This is a genomic window from Marinobacter panjinensis, from assembly GCF_005298175.1.
Classification (GTDB): domain Bacteria; phylum Pseudomonadota; class Gammaproteobacteria; order Pseudomonadales; family Oleiphilaceae; genus Marinobacter; species Marinobacter panjinensis.
The window spans coordinates 981030-1000191 of the sequence record NZ_SZYH01000001.1 but is presented as its reverse complement, the minus strand read 5'-3'; the positions used below and the strand labels follow the sequence as shown (position 1 = coordinate 1000191).

Sequence of the window (19162 nt, the reverse complement as noted above, 5' to 3'; positions counted from 1 at the left end):
TGGTTGTTTATTGTTCATCTTTGTTGGTGATGTAGTAAATATAACAACAAATATTGGAAAAATGAATGATGCGCGGGTGAAAACGGTAAAAAAAGACAGTAAACTTACGGGAATTAAAAAAGCAACGAAATAACGAGATTTCAGGAGACCCACTATGCATCCGACCGTAGACGCGGTAACCCAACGCATTATCGAGCGCAGTCGCGCTACCCGTCAGGACTACCTGAACCGGATGGAAGAGCTCAAGGCGCAGTCGCCCCAGCGCAGTACACTTTCCTGTGGCAACCTGGCCCACGGGTTTGCGGCCTGTAACCAGTCAGACAAAGACACCCTGAAGCTGATGAACAAGGCCAATGTGGCCATTGTTTCTGCGTACAACGACATGTTGTCTGCCCATCAGCCTTACCAGAGTTTTCCGGATGTGATCCGTGAGGCGGCCCATGGCATGGGATCAGTTGCCCAGTTTGCCGGTGGTACGCCCGCCATGTGCGACGGCGTGACCCAGGGGCAGCCAGGAATGGAGTTGAGCCTGTTTTCCCGCGACACCATTGCCATGAGCACGTCGGTTGCGCTCAGCCACAACATGTTTGATGCCAATGTGTTACTGGGTATCTGCGACAAGATCGTGCCCGGGCTGTTGATCGGCTCCCTGAGTTTCGGCTACCTGCCAACGATACTGATTCCCGCGGGACCGATGCCTTCCGGGCTGCCCAACAAGGAAAAACAGCGCATCCGCCAGTTGTATGCTGAAGGCAAGATCGGCAGGGACGAGTTGCTTGAGGCAGAGTCAAAGTCTTACCACAGCCCGGGTACCTGTACCTTCTATGGTACTGCCAACAGCAACCAGCTTCTGGTGGAAGTCATGGGGCTGCACCTGCCGGGTGCGGCGTTCGTTAATCCGGGTACACCGTTGCGGGACGAATTGACCCGTACCGCCACCGAGCAGGTGATCCGGCTTTCCAAGCCTCACGGCGGCAAGCTCGGCCTGGGCGACATGATAGATGAGAAAAGCATCGTCAACGCGCTGGTGGCGCTGCTTGTCACCGGTGGCTCCACCAACCACACCATTCACTGGATCGCCATTGCCCGGGCTGCTGGCATTATCATCGACTGGAACGACTATTCCGAACTGTCGTCGGTGGTGCCCTCCATGACCCGCATCTATCCCAACGGTCAGGAAGATATAAATGCCTTCCACGAAGCCGGTGGTACACCGTTCCTGATCCGGGAGCTGCTGGGTGCCGGTTTCCTGCACAACGATGTTGAAACGGTAATGGGTCACGGCCTGGAGCAGTATGCCCGCATGCCCGAAATGGAGGGTAACAAGCTGGTCTGGAAGCCCGCGCTGGAGAAAAGTGCCAAGCCGGACGTGCTGAGCACTGCGAAAGAGCCCTTTGCACCTGATGGCGGCCTCAGAGTTCTGGACGGCAACCTTGGCCGGGGTGTTGTCAAGGTGTCGGCGGTTGCCGAGGAGCACCGAACCGTCAAGGCGCCAGCGGTGGTCTTCAATGATCAGAACGAACTCAAGGCGGCCTTCGACGCTGGTGATCTCGATAAGGACTGTATTGTTGTGGTCCGCTTCCAGGGGCCGAAAGCCAATGGCATGCCGGAATTGCACAAGCTGACTCCCTATCTGGGCGTGCTTCAGGACCGTGGCTTCAAGGTCGGTCTGGTCACCGATGGCCGCATGTCCGGCGCGTCCGGTAAAGTGCCCGCAGCCATTCATGTTTATCCCGAGGCTGCCAATGGCGGCCCTCTCTCACGGGTACACACTGGCGATGTCATTACCCTGGATGCGGTAACCGGAACACTGGAGGTAGATGTGCCGGTGGAGAAATTTACCGCCCGGGAGTCGGAAAAGGCCGACCTGAGCAGTTATCATCATGGCCTGGGCCGGGAACTGTTTGGCTGGATGCGTAAGGCCGCCAGCACCCCGGAAGAAGGTGCCAGCTTTTTCTGGAATCATGACGCATGACGACAACCAACTACTCGCTGGTAGGGGATATCGGTGGTACCAATGCCCGTTTCGCACTCGTGCGTTCCGGTGATGTAACGCCAGAAGCCGTTGAGGTTTTGGCCTGCAGCAATTATGACAACCTCGATTCCGCCATTACCGATTATCTCCAGCGGTCCGGGGTCGGTGAAGTACAGGATGTTTGCCTGGCCGTAGCCTCCCCGGTCTCGGGTACCCAGGTGCGGATGACCAATAATCACTGGCGCTTTGACAGTGAGGAAGTGCGCAGCCAGTTTGGCTGGAGCGCATTCAAGGTCATCAATGACTTCACGGCCATGGCTCTGGGAGTTCCCCACGTAGCCGCCGATAAGCTGGTTCATGTTTGCGGTGGCCCCGGCAATGCCCGCCGGCCGCGGCTGGTCATCGGGCCGGGAACAGGGCTCGGAGTTTCCGGCCTGGTACCACTGCAGAATGGTTGGGTTCCCCTGATGACCGAGGGCGGCCATGTGGATTTTGCGCCTACCGATGATACCGAGATGGCGGTACTGCGGATTCTCAAGGCCCGGTTCGGCCGCGTGTCTGTGGAGCGGATTCTCTGTGGCCAGGGGTTGCTGAACCTGTACCAGGCCCATGCCGAGATACAGGATTTGGCAGCACCCCTGGATGCGCCAGAAAAAATAACCGCTGCAGCGCTGGATCATTCCGACCCGCTTGCAAGGCAGACCCTGAGGCACTTCTGTGAGATTCTGGGGCGTGTTGCCGGCAACGGGGTATTGACCCTGGGGGGCACTGGCGGCGTTTATCTCTGCGGTGGCATTCTCCCGCGGTTTATCGATTTCTTCCTGGAAAGCCCGTTCCAGAAAGGGTTTGAAGACAAGGGCCGGATGCGGCCGCTGCTGGAATCAACGCCGGTTTTCGTTGTGATGGAAGGCTACACCGGCCTTCTGGGTGCAGCGGAAGCGCTGACCAACCCGGAAGTGTAAGGCGCGCATCCTGTCGCTGCTCGTTCTCAGAGCAGCAACAGGGCAGCTTACAGGTAATGGACAAGTTCATCCTTGTCAAAGCGATACTGGCGGTTATAAACCCCTTTTTCAGAACGTTTTCCGGCTGCCAGTACCATGGTTACGAGGCCTTTTTTTGGCAGTTTCAGCAGCCGCCGTACCCGGCACTCATCGAAGCCTTCCATGGGACAGGAGTCATAGCCGTGTGCCCTGAGTGCCAGCATCAGGTTCTCTGCGGCCAGAGCGGTGGATTTGGTGGCCCAGACTTTCATTTCATTAGGGGAATAGGGCCCCCTCGGAACCGGGCGTGTCAGGCCCACAAACAATCCTGCGGTCTTCTTGGCGACTCCGAACAGTCCGAAAGGTCCCTGGTTGTAATGGATCGGGGCGATTTTCGAATAATATTTCTTCACAATAGTCGGCAGGTTTTCTTCCGGCCACTGTTCCAGTGCCATGCGCGAATGCTGGCGCCAGGTATCCGTCCTGGCAACCACAACGATCAGTACCGGCGCGGTTTTTGCCGCGTTCTGTCCCAGGCAGGCTTCGGCAAGTTTCGCTTTCAGGTCCGGCGTTCTCACCACGAAAAATTCCCAGGGCTGCAGGTTGCTGGAGTTGGGTGCCAGCATGGCCAGGTCCAGGCAGTCGTCCAGTACGTGTTCCGGCACCGGCTCGTCGGAAAACCGGCGCACCGAACGGCGGCTGCGCACCACTTTGCGGAATTCGTCGAGGGCAGGATTCGGCTCGATGTCTGATTTGGCATTCATGTCGGGCAGTTCCTTTCGCCAGTGTGGGAATGGCTCATTTGTGGGTAATGGAAACAGGCTTTAAGGTTACGGTAGCCGGCTGTTTATGCAATGGCCTTTTGTTCAGGAGTGGTTGGCACAAATGACCAGTATTGATACACAGCTGCCTTTCGAGGAGCTTGTTGCACAGGTTCGTCAGTGCAGGATCTGCGAGTCGCAGCTCCCGCTGGGCCCCCGGCCGGTAATCCAGATTTCCCGCTCTGCCCGCATTCTGGTGGTGGGGCAGGCGCCCGGCCGCCGCGTACATGAGACCGGCCTGCCATTCAATGATCCCAGTGGTGACCGGCTGCGGGACTGGATGGGTATAAGCCGGGAGGTTTTCTATGATGAGCAGCAGTTGGCCATCCTGCCCATGGGGTTTTGTTACCCGGGTACCGGCAAGTCCGGTGACCTGCCGCCACGACCGGAATGTGCGCCTGCCTGGCGTGACCTGTTGCTTGAGCGCCTGGAGTACATAGAGCTGACCCTGGTAATCGGCCAGTACGCCCATGCCTGGCACCTGCCCGGCGGGAAAGCGCCGGTCACCGAACGGGTTAAGCGTTGGCGGGACGTGTGGCCGGAGGTGCTGCCGCTGCCACACCCCAGCCCACGGAACAACCTGTGGTTACGTCGCAATCCCTGGTTTGAAGAGGAAGTGATTCCCCAGTTACGCAAGCGAGTCGGGGATATCCTCGGGCGCTAAGCAATGATACGCCCGGAGTGATTCAGGCGCTGTGGTGGAGAGCAACAGTCTGTGGTTGCGGAGTTGCCTTAGCCGACAGGTACCTGTCCAGCTCGCGCACATCGTCTTCAGTGGCGTATAGCCCCTGTTTGGTGCGACGCCAGAGAATATCTTCCGACGTCATTGCCCATTCATGTTTGATCAGGTATTCCACTTCCCGTTCATAGAGGGTGCCGGCAAACCGGTAGCCCAGATCCTGAACGGATTTGGCGTTGGCCAGAATGTCGTAGGCATTGGTTCCATAGGTACGCACATAGCGACTGCACACAGCCTCGGGTAGCCAGGGATAATCCGCTGACAGGCGAGCTTCGAGGGTATCGTGATTCTCAAAGTCACCACCGGGCAGAATACCCTTCTTGGTCCAGGGGCCCCGGGCGTGCGGGAAGAATTGGCACAGCTTGTCTGTAGCTGCTTCCGCAAGCTTGCGGTAGGTGGTGATTTTGCCGCCGAACACGGAAATAACCGGGGCTTTGCCTTTTTCCTTGTTGACTTCAAAGGAGTAGTCCCGGGAGGCCTTCTTGGCATCACCTTCTTCGTCATCCATCAGCGGACGAACGCCGGAGTAGGACCAGACCACGTCACTTTCCGTCAGCTGGCGCTTAAAGTGGGAGTTGACGATGTCCAGCAGGTACTCGGTTTCTTCCGGCGAAATTTTTGCTTTCTTCGGGTCGCCCTCGTAATCCACATCGGTTGTGCCGATAAGGGAGAACTCGTCCTCGTAAGGGATAACGAACACAATGCGCTCATCCTCATTCTGAAGGATGTAGGCCTCTGTTTCCCGGTTGAGGCGGGGAACAACAATGTGGCTGCCTTTGACCATGCGAATGTTTTTAGGCGCTTTCATGGCGAGGCTTTCGCTGAAAAGGCGGCTTACCCAGGGGCCGGAGGCGTTGACAATGACCTTTGCCGATACATGGTGGATGCTGTCGTCGTTCATGTCCTGCAGTGAGACATCCCACGAGTTCTCACCACGTCGGGCGTTGATGCACTTGGTTCTGGTCAGGATGGTCGCACCGCATTCCTGGGCTTTCCTGGCGGTCAGTACTACCAGGCGGGCATCGTCTACCCAGCCGTCGGAATATTCAAACCCTCTGGTAATGTCCGACTTGAGCGGGTCCTTTTCATCGAATTTGATGGACCGGGACCCGGGCAGGACTTCCCTCTTGGCAAGGTGGTCGTAAAGGAACAGCCCCATTCTGATCATCCAGGCCGGGCGCAGGTGAGGGCGGTGAGGCAACCGGAAACGCATGGGCCACATAATATGGGGCGAGTTCCGCAACAACGACTCCCGTTCTGCCAGAGCCTCCCGTACCAGCCGGAACTCGTAGTGTTCCAGGTAACGCAGTCCGCCATGGATGAGCTTGCTGCTGTTGGAGGATGTCGCCGAAGCGAGGTCGTTCATTTCGCAAAGCAACACCTTGAGACCCCGGCCCGCAGCATCCATTGCGATCCCCGTTCCGTTAACACCGCCGCCAACAACGACAACGTCAAATTCATTGTTCTCCTCGGTCATCTTCTGTCATCTCCTGACGCCAATGAAAGGACGCTTCCGGGCGCTCTTTCCGGTTTTCGCACAAACGTATTTCTATATTATGCGAAAGCAAAATATATTCGTAAAGGAAAATACAGAAAAAAAACGAAAAACGGTGTGCCAATAAACGGGGAGCCCGCAGGGCAGTTTCAGCAAGCGAGAAGTGTTATGGCGGGAAAGGTCAGACCAGATGCAGTTCTACGTTGTTCTCACGCAGCAGCTGGCGGATTTCAACGGGTGGTGGCTCATCAGTAAACACGTGGTCGGCCTGGGCGATACTGCCAAGGCGCACCATGGCGTTGCGGCCGAACTTGGAATGGTCGGCGGCCAGCAGAACCTGGCCCGAATTCTCGATAATGGACTGAGCAACCCGGACTTCCCGGTAATCGAAGTCGAGCAATGAGCCATCGGTGTGAATGCCACTGATGCCGATGATGCCGAAATCCATTTTGAACTGATTGATAAAGTCCCGGGTGGCTTCACCCACAATGCCACCATCACGATTCCTGACTTCACCGCCGGCAATGATGATATGGAAGTCTTCCTTTGCGGAGAGGATGGAGGCCACGTGCAGGTTGTTGGTCACCACCTGGAGGTTGTTTTTTTCGAGCAGTGCTTTGGCAATGGTTTCAGTGGTGGTGCCGATGTTGATGAACATGGAGGAATTGTCCGGGATCATCTTTACCAACGCCTCGGCAATGCGCTCCTTGGCTTCCAGGTCCATGATCTTGCGAGCGTGGTAGGCTGTATTAACCGTGCTGGAATCGATGCCGGCACCGCCATGATGCCGGCGCAGCTTTTTCTGTCCGGCCAGTTCGTTCAGATCACGGCGAATGGTCTGCGGTGTCACCCTGAACTGGTCTACCAGCTGTTCTGTCGTCACAAAGCCATTTTGCTGGATCAGCTCCATGATCAGATCCTGCCTGCGTCGCTGCGCCATTCAACCTCCTACGACAACCAATGTTTTCTCTAACGAACGAAATAGCGATTCTGTATCCATGTTCATTTTAGAGTGTTTGGGGTCTTTGTGCAGCCTTTCCAGAGCGTTATTGTGGGGAAAGGGTGGAGAGAGAGCCAGTTTTCGCCCGTCAAGAGGGGGTTGGCTTTTGTTTTCAAAAAAGTAAAAATGCGAAAAAATAAGAACACATGAGGCAAAGGCCATGACTCAGTTTATTCTGTCCATCGACCAGGGTACCACCAGTTCCCGCGCGATTCTTTTCACTCTGGACGCCAACATACACGCCTCCAGCCAGCAGGAATTTCCCCAACACTTTCCCGCCAGTGGCTGGGTAGAACACGACCCCGAAGATATATGGCGGACAGTCAGGGAAGTCTGTGATGAGGTTATGGACAAGGGGTGTGGCGACAGCGACGAGGTGGTCGCGGTAGGAATAACCAACCAGAGAGAGACCACCGTACTCTGGGACCGGGCGACGGGCGAAGCGGTGTATCCGGCCATCGTCTGGCAGGACCGCAGAACCGCTGACTGGTGCGAATCCCTTAAAAAGCAGAGCCTGGAACCATCGGTGAACAACAAGACCGGGCTATTGATCGACCCCTATTTTTCGGCCACGAAAATTCGCTGGGTTCTCGATAATGTGCCTGGTGCCAGGCAGCGGGCCGAAAAGGGAGAGCTTGCGTTTGGCACCATCGACAGCTTCCTGCTGTGGCGCCTGACCGGCGGTAAGGTTCACCGTACCGATGCCACTAACGCCAGCCGCACCATGTTGTTCAACATTCACAAACAGGAATGGGACCAGGAACTGCTGGACCTGTTTGGCATCCCGGAGCCCCTGTTGCCTGAAGTGATGGATTCCGCGGCGGACTTCGGTCAGATCGTGGGTAACGGACGTCTGGACGGTGCCTCTGTCATGGGGATGGCGGGTGACCAGCAAGCGGCGCTGTTTGGACAGACCTGTTTTGAAACCGGTATGGCAAAAAGCACCTATGGAACCGGCTGCTTTCTGATGCTTAACACCGGCGAAAAGGCCCTGACCTCGGAGCACCGGTTGCTGACCACGATCGCCTACCGTCTCAATGGCAAACCGGTCTATGCACTGGAGGGCAGTATCTTTATTGCCGGCGCGGCAGTTCAATGGTTGCGGGATGGCCTGCAGCTGATCAGGAGTGCCTGCGAGACCGAACCGCTGGCGGAGGGTACACCTGTCGATCACGGCGTCTATCTGGTGCCGGCGTTTACCGGATTGGGTGCGCCTTACTGGGATCCCAACGCCCGTGGAGCTATTTTCGGATTGACCAGGGATACCGGCATCAAGGAAATTGTCACTGCCGGCTTGCAATCGGTTTGTTACCAGACCAAGGATTTGCAGAGGGCCATGCAGAAAGATGGTTTGCGACCAATTGCGTTGCGGGTCGATGGGGGGATGGTGGCTAACAACTGGGTGCTGCAGTTTCTGGCCGACACTCTCGGAGCCACGGTGGACCGTCCCAGAATGGTAGAGACCACCGCGTTGGGTGCGGCTTATCTCGCTGGCCTTCAGGCCGGAGTTTACGAGTCGCTAGAGGCGCTTCAGGAGGCGTGGCAGTGTGATCGGCGGTTCGAGCCCGAGATGAGCAAGGACAACCGGGACAAGCTATATGCCGGCTGGTGTTCGGCCGTAGCGAGGCTGCAGAGCAATCCCGAAAGCCCCACGTAATCTCTCCTCTGACATGAAAGCGGTCATGGCTACCGCCCTGTTGTGTTCGTTATGGAGAAAAAAATTTTCGTATCTTTTCGTTTTGATGCAGCTCTTGTAGACTATCTTTAGGTCAAAACAACAACCGAAAGGGAAAAAGCATGTCTCTAACGCTGCAGAATGTCTCGCGCGTTGTGGACGGAGAGACCTGGATATCGGACGTCACCATGACGTTGGAGCCGGGTTCCTTTAACGTCCTCCTTGGTCGGACACTTGCCGGCAAGACAACCCTGATGCGCATTATGGCGGGTCTGGACAGACCGACAAGCGGCAAAATCCTGATGAATGAGGTGGACGTGACTGGCGTCGCCGTTCAGAGACGCAACATCTCCATGGTGTACCAGCAATTCATTAATTACCCCACCATGACGGTATTCGAAAATATTGCCTCGCCACTCAGGCTCGCCAGGAAAAGCCAGAACGAGATCGACAAGCGTGTTCGGGAAACCGCAGAGCTGCTGAAAATCGAAAATCTGCTGGAGCGTTTGCCTCTCGAGCTTTCCGGTGGCCAACAGCAGCGGGTTTCCATGGCCCGGGCTCTGGTAAAGGACGCTGATGTGGTGCTTTTCGATGAGCCGTTGGTCAACCTGGATTACAAACTGCGGGAGGCCTTGCGCAGCGAACTGAAAGACCTTTTCCAGGCTCGCAACTGTATTGCGGTTTACGCTACCACCGAGGCCCAGGAAGCGCTGGCCCTTGGCGGCGAAACTGCCGTATTACACGAGGGCCGTTTACTCCAGAAAGGCCCCACTCCCCGAGTTTACCACCGGCCACAGGATATGGAGACGGCAGAAATATTCTCTGAACCGCCTATCAACATTGTACCGGGACGAGTCAGCGAGAATGAAGTGACCTTTGATGAGCAAGTGCATTTTCAGCTTAATGCGGATCTGGCCTCCCTTGAACCGGGCCATTACAAATTCGGCGTCCGTCCCTCGCACATTGGCCTGGTGCCTCATGCCGATGATGATCTGGAAATGACAGTGAGGGTGGATCTGGCAGAAATCAGTGGCTCGGAAACCTTTCTGCATGTGCACAGTGAATCCTTCGAGCTGGTTCTGCACCTGCAGGGCATTTATCAGTACCGCACGGACGAGCAGATCAAGGTGTATTTCCCTACTCACAAACTCTACGCATTCGCGTCTGACGGTAAGACAATTCTTGTGCCCGACCGGGCGGAGGATCGCTGACATGGCAGAAATAACGTTGAAAACGCTGGCTCATTCCTACAGCAAAAAGCCCTCGGGGCCGGAAGATTACGCCATCCGCAAGATGGAGCACGTTTGGGCCCAGGGTGGAGCCTATGCGCTGCTTGGGCCGTCAGGCTGTGGCAAGTCTACGCTCCTGAACATTATCTCCGGTCTGGTAACGCCTTCTGAAGGAGACGTACTGTTTGACGGTAAGCGAATGAACGAGCTGCCACCTGAGAAGCGCAACATCGCCCAGGTTTTCCAGTTCCCGGTGATCTACGACACCATGACGGTGTACGACAATCTGGCTTTTCCGCTGCGCAACCAGGGCGGCTTGTCGAAAGATCAGATCCGGGAAAAAGTAAATGAGGTAGCGGACGTTCTCGAACTCTCCGGCGAGCTGACGCGCAAGGCCAAAAATCTTAGCGCCGACCAGAAGCAGAAAGTATCAATGGGGCGCGGCCTGGTTCGCGAAGATGTCACTGCGATTCTTTTTGATGAGCCTCTGACTGTTATCGACCCACAGCTCAAATGGCGGCTTCGCCGCAAGCTCAAGCAGATCCATGAGCGCTTCGACATCACCATGGTCTATGTTACCCATGACCAGTTGGAAGCCTCAACCTTCGCCGACAAGATTGCTCTTATGTACGAGGGGCAGATTGTACAGTTTGGGACGCCTCAAGAGCTGTTCGAGCGCCCGGCTCACACCTTTGTCGGGTATTTTATCGGCAGTCCCGGGATGAATTTTCTCGAGCCGAGGCTGACCGACGAGGGGCTGCTTTTCAACGGAAAACACATCCCTGTTAATGAGCAGGTACTGGAAAAGGTGCGTCGCAGCGGTTCCGACAATATCAAACTCGGCATTCGTCCAGAGTTCGTGACACTCGGAACGGACATTGGTGAGCAGCACTATGAGGTGACAGTCACCGACGTCGAGGATCTGGGCACCTACCAGATAGTCGACGTCGAGTTTGGTCCCGTCACTGTAAAAGTCCGTATTCCGGAAGATCGGCCGGTTCCGCGAAAGGCAGCAAGCATCGGCTTTCCGGACCCATGGCTGAAAGTGTATGTCGACGAGCGGCTAGTGGAGGCCGAGCATGAATAAGATTGAGAACAACAAAGCATGGTTTTTTGTGATTCCGGTCTTCGTGGTTGTGGCCTTCTCGGCGGTGATCCCGTTGATGACAGTGGTCAACTATTCGGTCCAGGATATTTTCGGCGCCAATTCGGCTTTCTGGACCGGCACCGAGTGGTACCGGGAAATGCTCCGGAATCCGGATTTGCAGGCAGCGTTGCTGCGTCAGTTTGGGTTTTCGTTTGCGATCCTCGCTATTGAAGTTCCGCTGGGTATTGGTATTGCGCTGCTGATGCCGAAGAAAGGCTGGGCAGCCTCTGCGGCGCTGGTTCTGGTTGCCATGCCGCTGTTGATACCGCTTAACGTGGTCGGAACCATTTGGCAGATCCTTGCCCGCACCGACATTGGACTGCTGGGCTGGAGTCTGAGCAGTCTCGGAATGGATTACAACATCAACGCCAACGCCGTTGATGCCTGGTTCACCATCATTCTGATGGATGTATGGCACTGGACGCCGCTGATTGCGCTGCTCAGCTACAGTGGTTTGCGGGCCATCCCAGAGGCCTACTACCAGGCGGCCCGCATCGACAGGGCTTCGCGCTGGGCGGTGTTCCGCTACATCCAGCTGCCCAAGCTGACCAACGTGCTGGTGATCGGTGTGCTGCTGCGGTTCATGGATTCTTTCATGATCTACGCCGAGCCCTTCGTGCTTACCGGTGGTGGTCCCGGAAGTTCTACTACCTTCCTGAGTCAGGCGCTGACCACCATGGCAGTGGGGCAGTTTGATCTGGGGCCTGCAGCCGCGTTCTCTATCATCTATTTCCTGATCATTCTTGCCGTCAGTTGGGTGTTTTACACCGCCATCATGACGCTGCAGAAAGACAAGTCAGCCCAACAATAAGAGCAAGGGGACAGACGTGAAATCACGCATCGCATTCATCGTTTACCTGGCCGTGATGATCCTGCCAATTTATTGGCTGGTAAATATGTCACTTCAGACCAACTCGGAAATTCTCGGCGAGCTAAGCTTCTGGCCGAGGAACCTGACCTTCGACAACTACACCAATATTCTGACGGATGAAAGCTGGTACATGGGGTATGTGAACTCCATGACTTATGTGTTCATGAACATGGCCATTAGCCTGACGGTTGCTCTGCCGGCGGCCTATGCTTTCAGCCGGTACAAGTTTGTGGGTGACAAGCACCTCTTTTTCTGGCTGTTGACCAACAAAATGGCTCCGCCGGCGGTGTTCGCGTTGCCTTTCTTTCAGCTTTACTCCTCAGTTGGGCTGTTCGACACCCACATAGCCGTGGCGCTGGCTCATACCCTGTTCAACGTCGCCCTGGCGGTCTGGATCCTGGAAGGCTTCATGAGTGGTGTGCCCAAGGAGATAGATGAAACCGCCTACATCGATGGTTACAGCTTTCCGAAGTTCTTCGTGAAAATTTACATCCCGTTAATTCGCTCCGGTATTGGTGTGACCGCCTTTTTCCTGTTCATGTTCTCCTGGATCGAGTTATTGCTGGCCAGGACTCTGACCGCGACCTCGGCCCAGCCCATCCAGGCCATCATGACCCGAACCCAGGGCGCCTCCGGTATCGACTGGGGCACCCTGGCGGCCGCCGGTGTGCTTACCATTGTGCCGGGAATTGCTGTGGTCTACTTCGTTCGCAATCACATTGCCAAGGGCTTCGCCCTGGGTCGTACCTGAGGAGGCTTGCTATGAGCTGGATGCATTGGACTGGCCCGACGGCAGGATTCTTTATCTCGATTGCCCTGATTCTGACGGGCATGACCGTATGGCAGTACTTCTCGCCCAGCATTGAGCGGAAGGGCTTCCTGCCAATAAGTACCACCCGTGGTGATCGGCTGTTTATTGGTCTTCTGACCAGTGCGTTCATTCATCTCGCGTTTATCGGAGTGACTGAACTTCATGTATTGGTGGCAACCGCAGTGTCTGTCGTCTGGGTGGTGATTCTGATGCGCTGGGGTTAAACCAATAAAAGGACTTACCTTCTTGCAGGGATGCAAACATAGCTAGATGAGGTCTGTATGAAAAACAAAAAGCTAAATTACCTTTCGCTGATGATTTCAGGGGCTCTCCTGACGTCGTCACAGGTATACGCGCAGGACTATCGGGCGGCGGCTGAACAGGCTCTGGATGAGCATTTCCAGCGCTCAACCCTGTCAAGGGAAGAGCAGCTTGCCGAGCTGGAGTGGTTTATCAAGGCGGCCGAGCCTTTCCGTGGTATGGAAATCAAGACGGTGGCAGAGGGCCTGACCACCCACACCTACGAAGCCGAAGTGTTGGCAGAGGTCTTTACCGACATCACCGGAATTGAAGTGGAACACAACATCATCGGTGAAGGTGATGTGGTAGATACCATGCAGACGCAGATGCAGTCTAACCGGAACATCTACGATGCCTATGTAAACGATTCCGATGCCATCGGTACCCATCTGCGCTACGGCAAGACCATTGCCATCTCGGACGCTATAAAGAACGAGTGGAAGGATTATACCAACCCGGATCTTGATCTGGATGATTTCATCGGTCTGCAGTACACCACAGGGCCCGATGGCAAGATTTATCAGCTGCCGACCCAGCAGTTCGCCAACCTGTATTGGTTCCGTGCTGACTGGTTTGACCGCGAGGATCTTCAGAAGCAGTTCAAGGAGCGCTACGGTTACGACCTGGGAGTGCCTCTGAACTGGTCCGCCTACGAGGACATCGCCGAATTTTTCAGTGTTCATGTCAAGGAAATCGATGGCGAGCGCGTCTATGGTCACATGGACTACGGCCGCCGGGATCCTTCCCTGGGCTGGCGCTTCCACGACTCCTGGCTTTCCATGGCAGGCATGGGCAGCAAGGGTGTGCCTTTCGGCAATCCGGTGGACGACTGGGGTATCCGCGTCAATGAAGACGGCAACCCGGTCGGTGCCAGCGTAAGCCGCGGCGGTGCGACCAACTCTCCGGCTTCCGTGTATGCCGTCACCAAGATGGTGGAGTGGCTGCGTGATTACGCACCGGAAAGTGCACGAGGCATGACCTTTGGCGAGGCTGGTCCGGTCCCTGCCCAGGGCCAGATTGCACAGCAGATCTTCTGGTATACCGCGTTCACGGCTGACATGACCGACCCCAGCCTGCCGGTCACTGACGATGAGGGTAACCCGAAATGGCGCATGGCTCCGTCTCCGGCCGGACCCTATTGGGAAGAGGGCATGAAGGTAGGTTATCAGGACGTGGGTTCCTGGACTTTCTTCAACTCTACGCCTGAGGATCGTCGAACAGCTGCATGGCTGTTTGCCCAGTTCACGGTTTCCAAGACTGTGTCGCTGGAAAAGACCATTGCCGGCCTGACGCCGATTCGCCGTTCCGACATCTTCTCGGATGAAATGACCGAGCTGGCGCCGAAACTGGGCGGATTGGTTGAGTTCTATCGTAGTGAGAACGAGAGTATGTGGACTCCGACGGGCACCAACGTACCGGATTACCCGCGTCTCGCGCCGCTGTGGTGGCAGAACCTGGCTCCGGCGGTCAACGGCGAAGTAACACCCAAGGAAGCGTTGGACGATCTGGCTGAGGCCATGGATCGCACCATGTCGCGTCTGGCACGAGCGGATGTGTTTGAAAACTACGCGCCTGTCCTTAACGAACCTCGTGACGAGCAGTACTGGCTGGATCAGCCCGGCGCACCAAAGCCGGCCCTGGAGAACGAAAAGCCCCAGGGAGAGACCAAGCCGTACGATCAGATGATGGAAGAATGGATGGCCAAATAAGGCTGTGATTGACCCTGCCAGCTCGCACTATTGCGGGCTGGCAGATACCATGCCTGGAATAGCAGATTACCGGAGACTGAGCGGCTGCCCTGCCTCCTTGCGGCGGGCTTCCCATTCCTCCCGGGTCTGGGCAGCCTCGTCCCCCGGCATCGAATCGATGATCTCGAAATAGTCGCTGGAATAGTCATCGTCCATGATTTCATTGCGGGGCTTCACCCGAACTACGTAGACGGTTTGTACGTTCTGGTGGTCAAACGCTCGCCAGTACTGTTCGTCTTTCAGGAATGTGTACCTGTGGCCCTCCAATGCGCGGATAACCTGGCTGGTGTCAGTGGTGCCAGCACGCTCCACGGCGTCCTTGTACTGATAGACAATGCTGTAGGCGGAAGCCGCCGCCGTGGACGGGCGCATTTCGTAGCGGCTGGAGAATGCCTCTACAAATTCTTTGCCTCGTGGGTAGTCATACTGGTAAGGCACGCTCCATACCCAGGGTGCGCCACCAATGACGCCTTCCATAATGGTCGGGCCCACCTGGCGAGCCATGCCCAGTGTCAGATTGGGAACCACGACCTGCATTTTCTTTGTTAGCCCCATTTCATACGCCACGTTCAGCGCACGCACCATATCGTCACCGAACAGCACCATCATCAGCACCTTGGCGCCGCTTTGTTCCGCCTGCTCCAGAGCCTCGCGGAAGTCCGTGATCAGAGCGCGGGGAAAGGGCGTTTTGACACCCTGATGCGCACTGGTGTCATCGGTATTGGTGAATTTCCTGACGGACTCTTCCACCGACCAGCCCCAGGTGTAGTCCGCGGTGATGTAGAAGTATTCGTCATCGGCATGCTGGGTCGTGAGGTACTTGCTCAGGGCCTTAGCCGTCATCCAGGCATTGTAGGGTTCCCGGAACATGTGGCTGTGGCCGGCGGCACCGGTGGTGGCATTGGAGTAAGTCAGCGTGCCGAAGTAGATTCTGTCTCGGTCTCTCGCCGCTCTTCCGGAGGATATGGCGACGGCGCTGGAGACGCCGCCAAACAGCATTTGCACCCCCTGCCGGTCGATTAACTCGGCGGTGTTTTTGGCGCCTTTGTCCGGCTCACCGGAGGTATTTCGTATGACCAGCTCCACGTCGCGGCCCATGATGCCGCCGGCCTTGTTGATTTCATCAACCGCCAGAAAAGCACCCAGGCGTTGTTGCAGGCCCTGGTCCTTGTAGCGTCCCGTCTGTGGGTAGTTCAGCCCTATTTTCAGGGTTTCGGCTGCCACTGTAGTGGTTACAAGCAGGGTGAGTAAGAGGAAAACAAAAAGCTTCTTCAAGTGCATTTGCGAAGGCCCCCGTGGTCGCGCCGGGCCCGAAACTCAGGCCCCTGATATTGTTGTTATAAAGAAAGAAGGAGCAGTGTCGCGGGAGTCCGCCAAAGCAACAATGATACTAAAGTGGAAATTGTGTAACGATTTGTCAGGTTTTGATGGCAGTCACTAATTCTGTTTTTGTCAGGCAACTGCCTTGTTGCGCACAGATTCCAGCATCCGGTACCAGATCGGGCGGGGCAGCACGCTCTGGGCGCCGTGAAGCGCGGAGTGGATCCGGTCAGGATTCATGGAGCCGAGGACGGGTAGAGGCGTTCCCGGAATCTGGTGCAGCCAGGCAATAGCCAGCGCCGTTTCATCCAGCCCGGTTTCCTCCCGTGCCCGGTCGAGAACATCAGCAGGCATCCGCTCGGCCAGGTTGCCGCCCCCCAACGGAGACCATGCCAGCCAGCGCAATCCGTCAGCAAGGTGAGCCTCCACCGTGCCGTCGAACAACGGGTCAGTATGGCCGAGTGACAACTGGCTTTGGTTGCAGACTAGTGGCAACCTGGTATTCCTGGCCAGCCACCGCCACTGTTCCGGCAGGAAATTGGATACACCTATCTGGCGTACCTTACCCGCCGACACGGCATTCTCCAGCGCCCGGGCAACATCGTCCGCCTGCATCAGTGGATCTGGCCGATGGATCAGAAAGGTATCAATCTGATCCACCGCCAGTGAGGCAAGAGCACGGTCAATGGCTCTCGCCAGGTAACCGGCTTCGGCCCGGTAATGCTTCACCTGCCACGGTGATCGGTCTTGGTTGGCTGGTACAATGCCTGCCTTGGTTATCACCCGTACGTTTTTTGCCAGCAGCGGATGGGTTCTCAGCGCATCTCCGAACAGCCGTTCACACTCGCCACCGCCATAGATGTCGGCATGATCGAACACGTTCAGCCCGTCATCCAGCCGGGCGGCGATCCAGTCGGCCAGCCTGGCCGGTCTGGTGAGTTCCGGATGGTCATGAAGGCGCATCATCCCCAGAATCAGGGGCGTTTCCGGTGTGAATCCAGCTGTTGGGGTGCTTTGCACGGTTACTCCTTGCCAAAGGCGATGACCACGCGGTCGTCACCATGGGTTCTTGAAAAAACGTAGGGCTCGGTGCTGAGGCGCTGGTGTTCGCCAGCGCCGATGGCCGGGTGGCGATCCCGGAACTGACCGAGCGTTTGCCAGTGGGACAGTACCGGCGCCGCCGTGCCACTTTCAATGTCTTCCCAGTTCATATCGGAACGGGTGCCCTGGTGACCGTCGGAACCGGTGGGTCCGAACGGACGCCCGGATTCATCTCCATAGAATATCTGGCTGGTGCCCGGTGTAAACAGCAAGGCACTGGCTGCACGCTTCTGCATGGCTGGATCGTTGTCTGCGATGCGGCTGAACAGCTGGGTGTCGTGGGATGAAATGTAGCTCATGACGTTGAAGGGTGTGTCGCCGTTCATCTTCTCTGAGTAGTCGCTGTAGATGGGCTCCATTTCCGACAGGCAGGCGGCACCGGCCCGGGCTTCTTCCTGCAGGTCAAAGTTGATCACTGCATCGAAGCCTGCATCAAAGTAGCTGCTACGGGTAACGGTGTGGGGGAAAACCTCCGCCACCATCCAGAAGTCCTCCGCTGGCAGCGGTTGCCCTGGATTGTTGCTACGGTAGGTTTCCAGCGCCTCCTGGGCTTGCGCTTTGAGTTCCTGCCAGGCTTCCGGCTCCACGTGTTTGGCGGTGTCGACCCGGAAACCGTCAACGCCAAATTCACGCACCCAGTCTGTCAGCCAGGTGATCAGGTAATCTCGCACCGTTGCATCATCAAGCTGCTCCGCACGGGTGTTGTCCTTGTTCCTGAGGAACACTGGGAGGTCGACTACTTTGTCAGATTCGGTCTTGAAGTCCGGCAGGAACGCCAGCGAACCCCGTAACGGATCGATGGAGGCATTGGGGGGTGTGGCATAATCTCCGATGCCGGCGCGAACCCAGTCCTTGCCCCACCAGTTGGCCCAGTCCGGGTGATCGTAATCAATCAGCGCGTGGTAGGCGTGGAAATCCTCCCAGGATTCCGGCTTCCAGTCACCCCACTGATCCGGCAGGTGCTTCTCGAAGCCGTCACGGAGCCCGCCGAAGTTGAAGGTCTGCATGTCCTGGAGTGTGGAGTAGCCGGGGTGGTTCATGACCACGTCCATCACCACACGTATGCCGCGGGCGTGGGCTTCTTCAACCAGGGTTCGGAATTCGTCACGGGTACCGAAATTGGCGTCGGGGCGGGTAAAGTCCAGGGCATAGTAGCCATGGTAGCCATAGTGCTGGAAATCGCCCCGGTCACCGCCACCAACCCAGCCATGAATCTGCTCGAAGGGTGGGGTGATCCAGACGGCGTTCACGCCCAGCTCCTTAAGGTAATCCAGCTTTTCGGTCAGGCCGGCAAAATCCCCGCCATGGAAGGTACCGATTTCGTCCTTGCCGTCTGGGTGGCGGCCGTAGTTCCGGTCGTTATCGGTGCGGCCGTTGGCGAAACGGTCAGTCACGGTAAAATAAACCGTGGCGCCGGCCCAGTTGAAGCTTTGTTGAGGGGCCTCGACAGCCTCAAGCAATAACAGCCCTTCGGATTCCGGTGCGGGTGTCAGTGTGACTTTGCCGTCTGCCACCCGGGCTTTTTCCCCGCTGTAAAAATCCCGCACCCATTCACCGTCAGTAAACGTGTCACCCACGGAAACCGTCATTTCGGACCGGGTGGCAACACAGAGGCCGCTGCTGGTTGAAGCGCCGGGGTGGTCTGACGGTGGGGCTGCAGTCTCGAACTGGCCGCCGGCGCAGCCGACAAGAGAGAGGCACGTCACAAGGCTGGCGGTCAATCTGAGTTTTTTCGGATATGAATTCATGCAATGGGCTCCGGTTCCATTTATTGTTGTCGTACCGCAATCAGACCAGACCCGGGGGGAGGGTGGTAGACGGAATTTGCTACGCCTCCCTACTCCCCCGTTCTACGCCTCAGGGAATGAAATCAGGGCTGATGCCAGCAACGGCAAATTGCAACACAGTTCGGTTACTCGCAATAGAAAGATTTGCGTTCAGCCCGTCCGG

General features: G+C 56.6%; 16 protein-coding genes. 10 read left to right on the top strand and 6 right to left on the bottom strand.

Translation table 11 applies throughout. The features are described 5' to 3' along the window. Positions 1-154: 154 nt before the first annotated feature. Together edd and FDP08_RS04515 are read left to right on the top strand one after the other, a co-directional pair. Positions 155-1975, top strand: a complete 1821-nt coding sequence (edd, locus tag FDP08_RS04520; protein WP_137434824.1) for a phosphogluconate dehydratase — start codon at positions 155-157, stop codon at positions 1973-1975. Next, the gene (locus tag FDP08_RS04515) at positions 1972-2937 is read left to right on the top strand and encodes a glucokinase (protein ID WP_137434823.1); all 966 of its coding nucleotides are present in this window, start codon (positions 1972-1974) and stop codon (positions 2935-2937) included. The genes edd and FDP08_RS04515 overlap by 4 nt, the downstream gene beginning before the upstream one ends. Before the next feature lie 47 nt (positions 2938-2984). Here the strand turns inward: FDP08_RS04515 and FDP08_RS04510 are convergent, their stop codons facing one another. Further along, positions 2985-3719, bottom strand: coding sequence for a nitroreductase family protein (locus tag FDP08_RS04510; protein ID WP_137434822.1), 735 nt, complete (start codon positions 3717-3719; stop codon positions 2985-2987). A gap of 121 nt (positions 3720-3840) precedes the next feature. Here FDP08_RS04510 and FDP08_RS04505 point away from each other — a divergent pair, with 121 nt between their 5' ends. After that, entirely contained in the window at positions 3841-4440 is a 600-nt protein-coding gene (locus FDP08_RS04505; RefSeq protein ID WP_137434821.1) for a uracil-DNA glycosylase family protein, read from the top strand. 22 nt (positions 4441-4462) lie between these two features. Here FDP08_RS04505 and glpD read toward each other — a convergent pair whose 3' ends face one another. After that, positions 4463-5992 (bottom strand): glycerol-3-phosphate dehydrogenase, encoded by a 1530-nt coding sequence (gene glpD / locus FDP08_RS04500; RefSeq protein WP_137434820.1) that lies wholly within the window; start codon positions 5990-5992, stop codon positions 4463-4465. A 199-nt stretch (positions 5993-6191) separates the two neighbouring features. Next, the gene (locus tag FDP08_RS04495; protein WP_137434819.1) at positions 6192-6950 is read right to left on the bottom strand and encodes a DeoR/GlpR family transcriptional regulator; all 759 of its coding nucleotides are present in this window, start codon (positions 6948-6950) and stop codon (positions 6192-6194) included. Between the two features lie 220 nt (positions 6951-7170). Here FDP08_RS04495 and glpK point away from each other — a divergent pair, with 220 nt between their 5' ends. From glpK to FDP08_RS04460, 7 genes are all read left to right on the top strand, one after another. Continuing rightward, positions 7171-8667: a glycerol kinase GlpK gene (glpK, locus tag FDP08_RS04490; RefSeq protein WP_137434818.1), complete on the top strand. Its 1497-nt coding sequence runs from the start codon at positions 7171-7173 to the stop codon at positions 8665-8667. A gap of 140 nt (positions 8668-8807) precedes the next feature. Further along, positions 8808-9896, top strand: a complete 1089-nt coding sequence (locus FDP08_RS04485) for an ABC transporter ATP-binding protein (protein ID WP_137434817.1) — start codon at positions 8808-8810, stop codon at positions 9894-9896. A 1-nt stretch (position 9897) separates the two neighbouring features. Beyond that, positions 9898-11001, top strand: coding sequence for an ABC transporter ATP-binding protein (locus FDP08_RS04480; RefSeq protein WP_137434816.1), 1104 nt, complete (start codon positions 9898-9900; stop codon positions 10999-11001). Then, positions 10994-11872 carry a carbohydrate ABC transporter permease gene (locus tag FDP08_RS04475; RefSeq protein ID WP_137434815.1) on the top strand — a complete coding sequence of 293 codons (879 nt, stop codon included), beginning with the start codon at positions 10994-10996 and terminating at the stop codon, positions 11870-11872. The genes FDP08_RS04480 and FDP08_RS04475 overlap by 8 nt, the downstream gene beginning before the upstream one ends. 55 nt (positions 11873-11927) lie before the next feature. Beyond that, positions 11928-12683 (top strand): carbohydrate ABC transporter permease, encoded by a 756-nt coding sequence (locus tag FDP08_RS04470; protein ID WP_137437221.1) that lies wholly within the window; start codon positions 11928-11930, stop codon positions 12681-12683. Positions 12684-12694: 11 nt separating this feature from the next. Further along, the gene (locus tag FDP08_RS04465; RefSeq protein WP_137434814.1) at positions 12695-12967 is read left to right on the top strand and encodes a DUF2160 domain-containing protein; all 273 of its coding nucleotides are present in this window, start codon (positions 12695-12697) and stop codon (positions 12965-12967) included. Between the two features lie 57 nt (positions 12968-13024). Next, positions 13025-14752: an ABC transporter substrate-binding protein gene (locus FDP08_RS04460; protein ID WP_137434813.1), complete on the top strand. Its 1728-nt coding sequence runs from the start codon at positions 13025-13027 to the stop codon at positions 14750-14752. Positions 14753-14818: 66 nt separating this feature from the next. On the opposite strand, the gene FDP08_RS04455 is transcribed toward FDP08_RS04460, so the two are convergent. The 3 genes from FDP08_RS04455 to FDP08_RS04445 form a co-directional block, all read right to left on the bottom strand. After that, positions 14819-16072, bottom strand: coding sequence for a substrate-binding protein (locus FDP08_RS04455; RefSeq protein ID WP_137434812.1), 1254 nt, complete (start codon positions 16070-16072; stop codon positions 14819-14821). 171 nt (positions 16073-16243) lie between these two features. Then, positions 16244-17131: an aldo/keto reductase gene (locus FDP08_RS04450; protein ID WP_228263233.1), complete on the bottom strand. Its 888-nt coding sequence runs from the start codon at positions 17129-17131 to the stop codon at positions 16244-16246. Between the two features lie 2 nt (positions 17132-17133). Continuing rightward, positions 17134-18960, bottom strand: a complete 1827-nt coding sequence (locus tag FDP08_RS04445; protein ID WP_137434811.1) for an alpha-amylase — start codon at positions 18958-18960, stop codon at positions 17134-17136. Between the last annotated feature and the right edge of the window lie 202 nt (positions 18961-19162).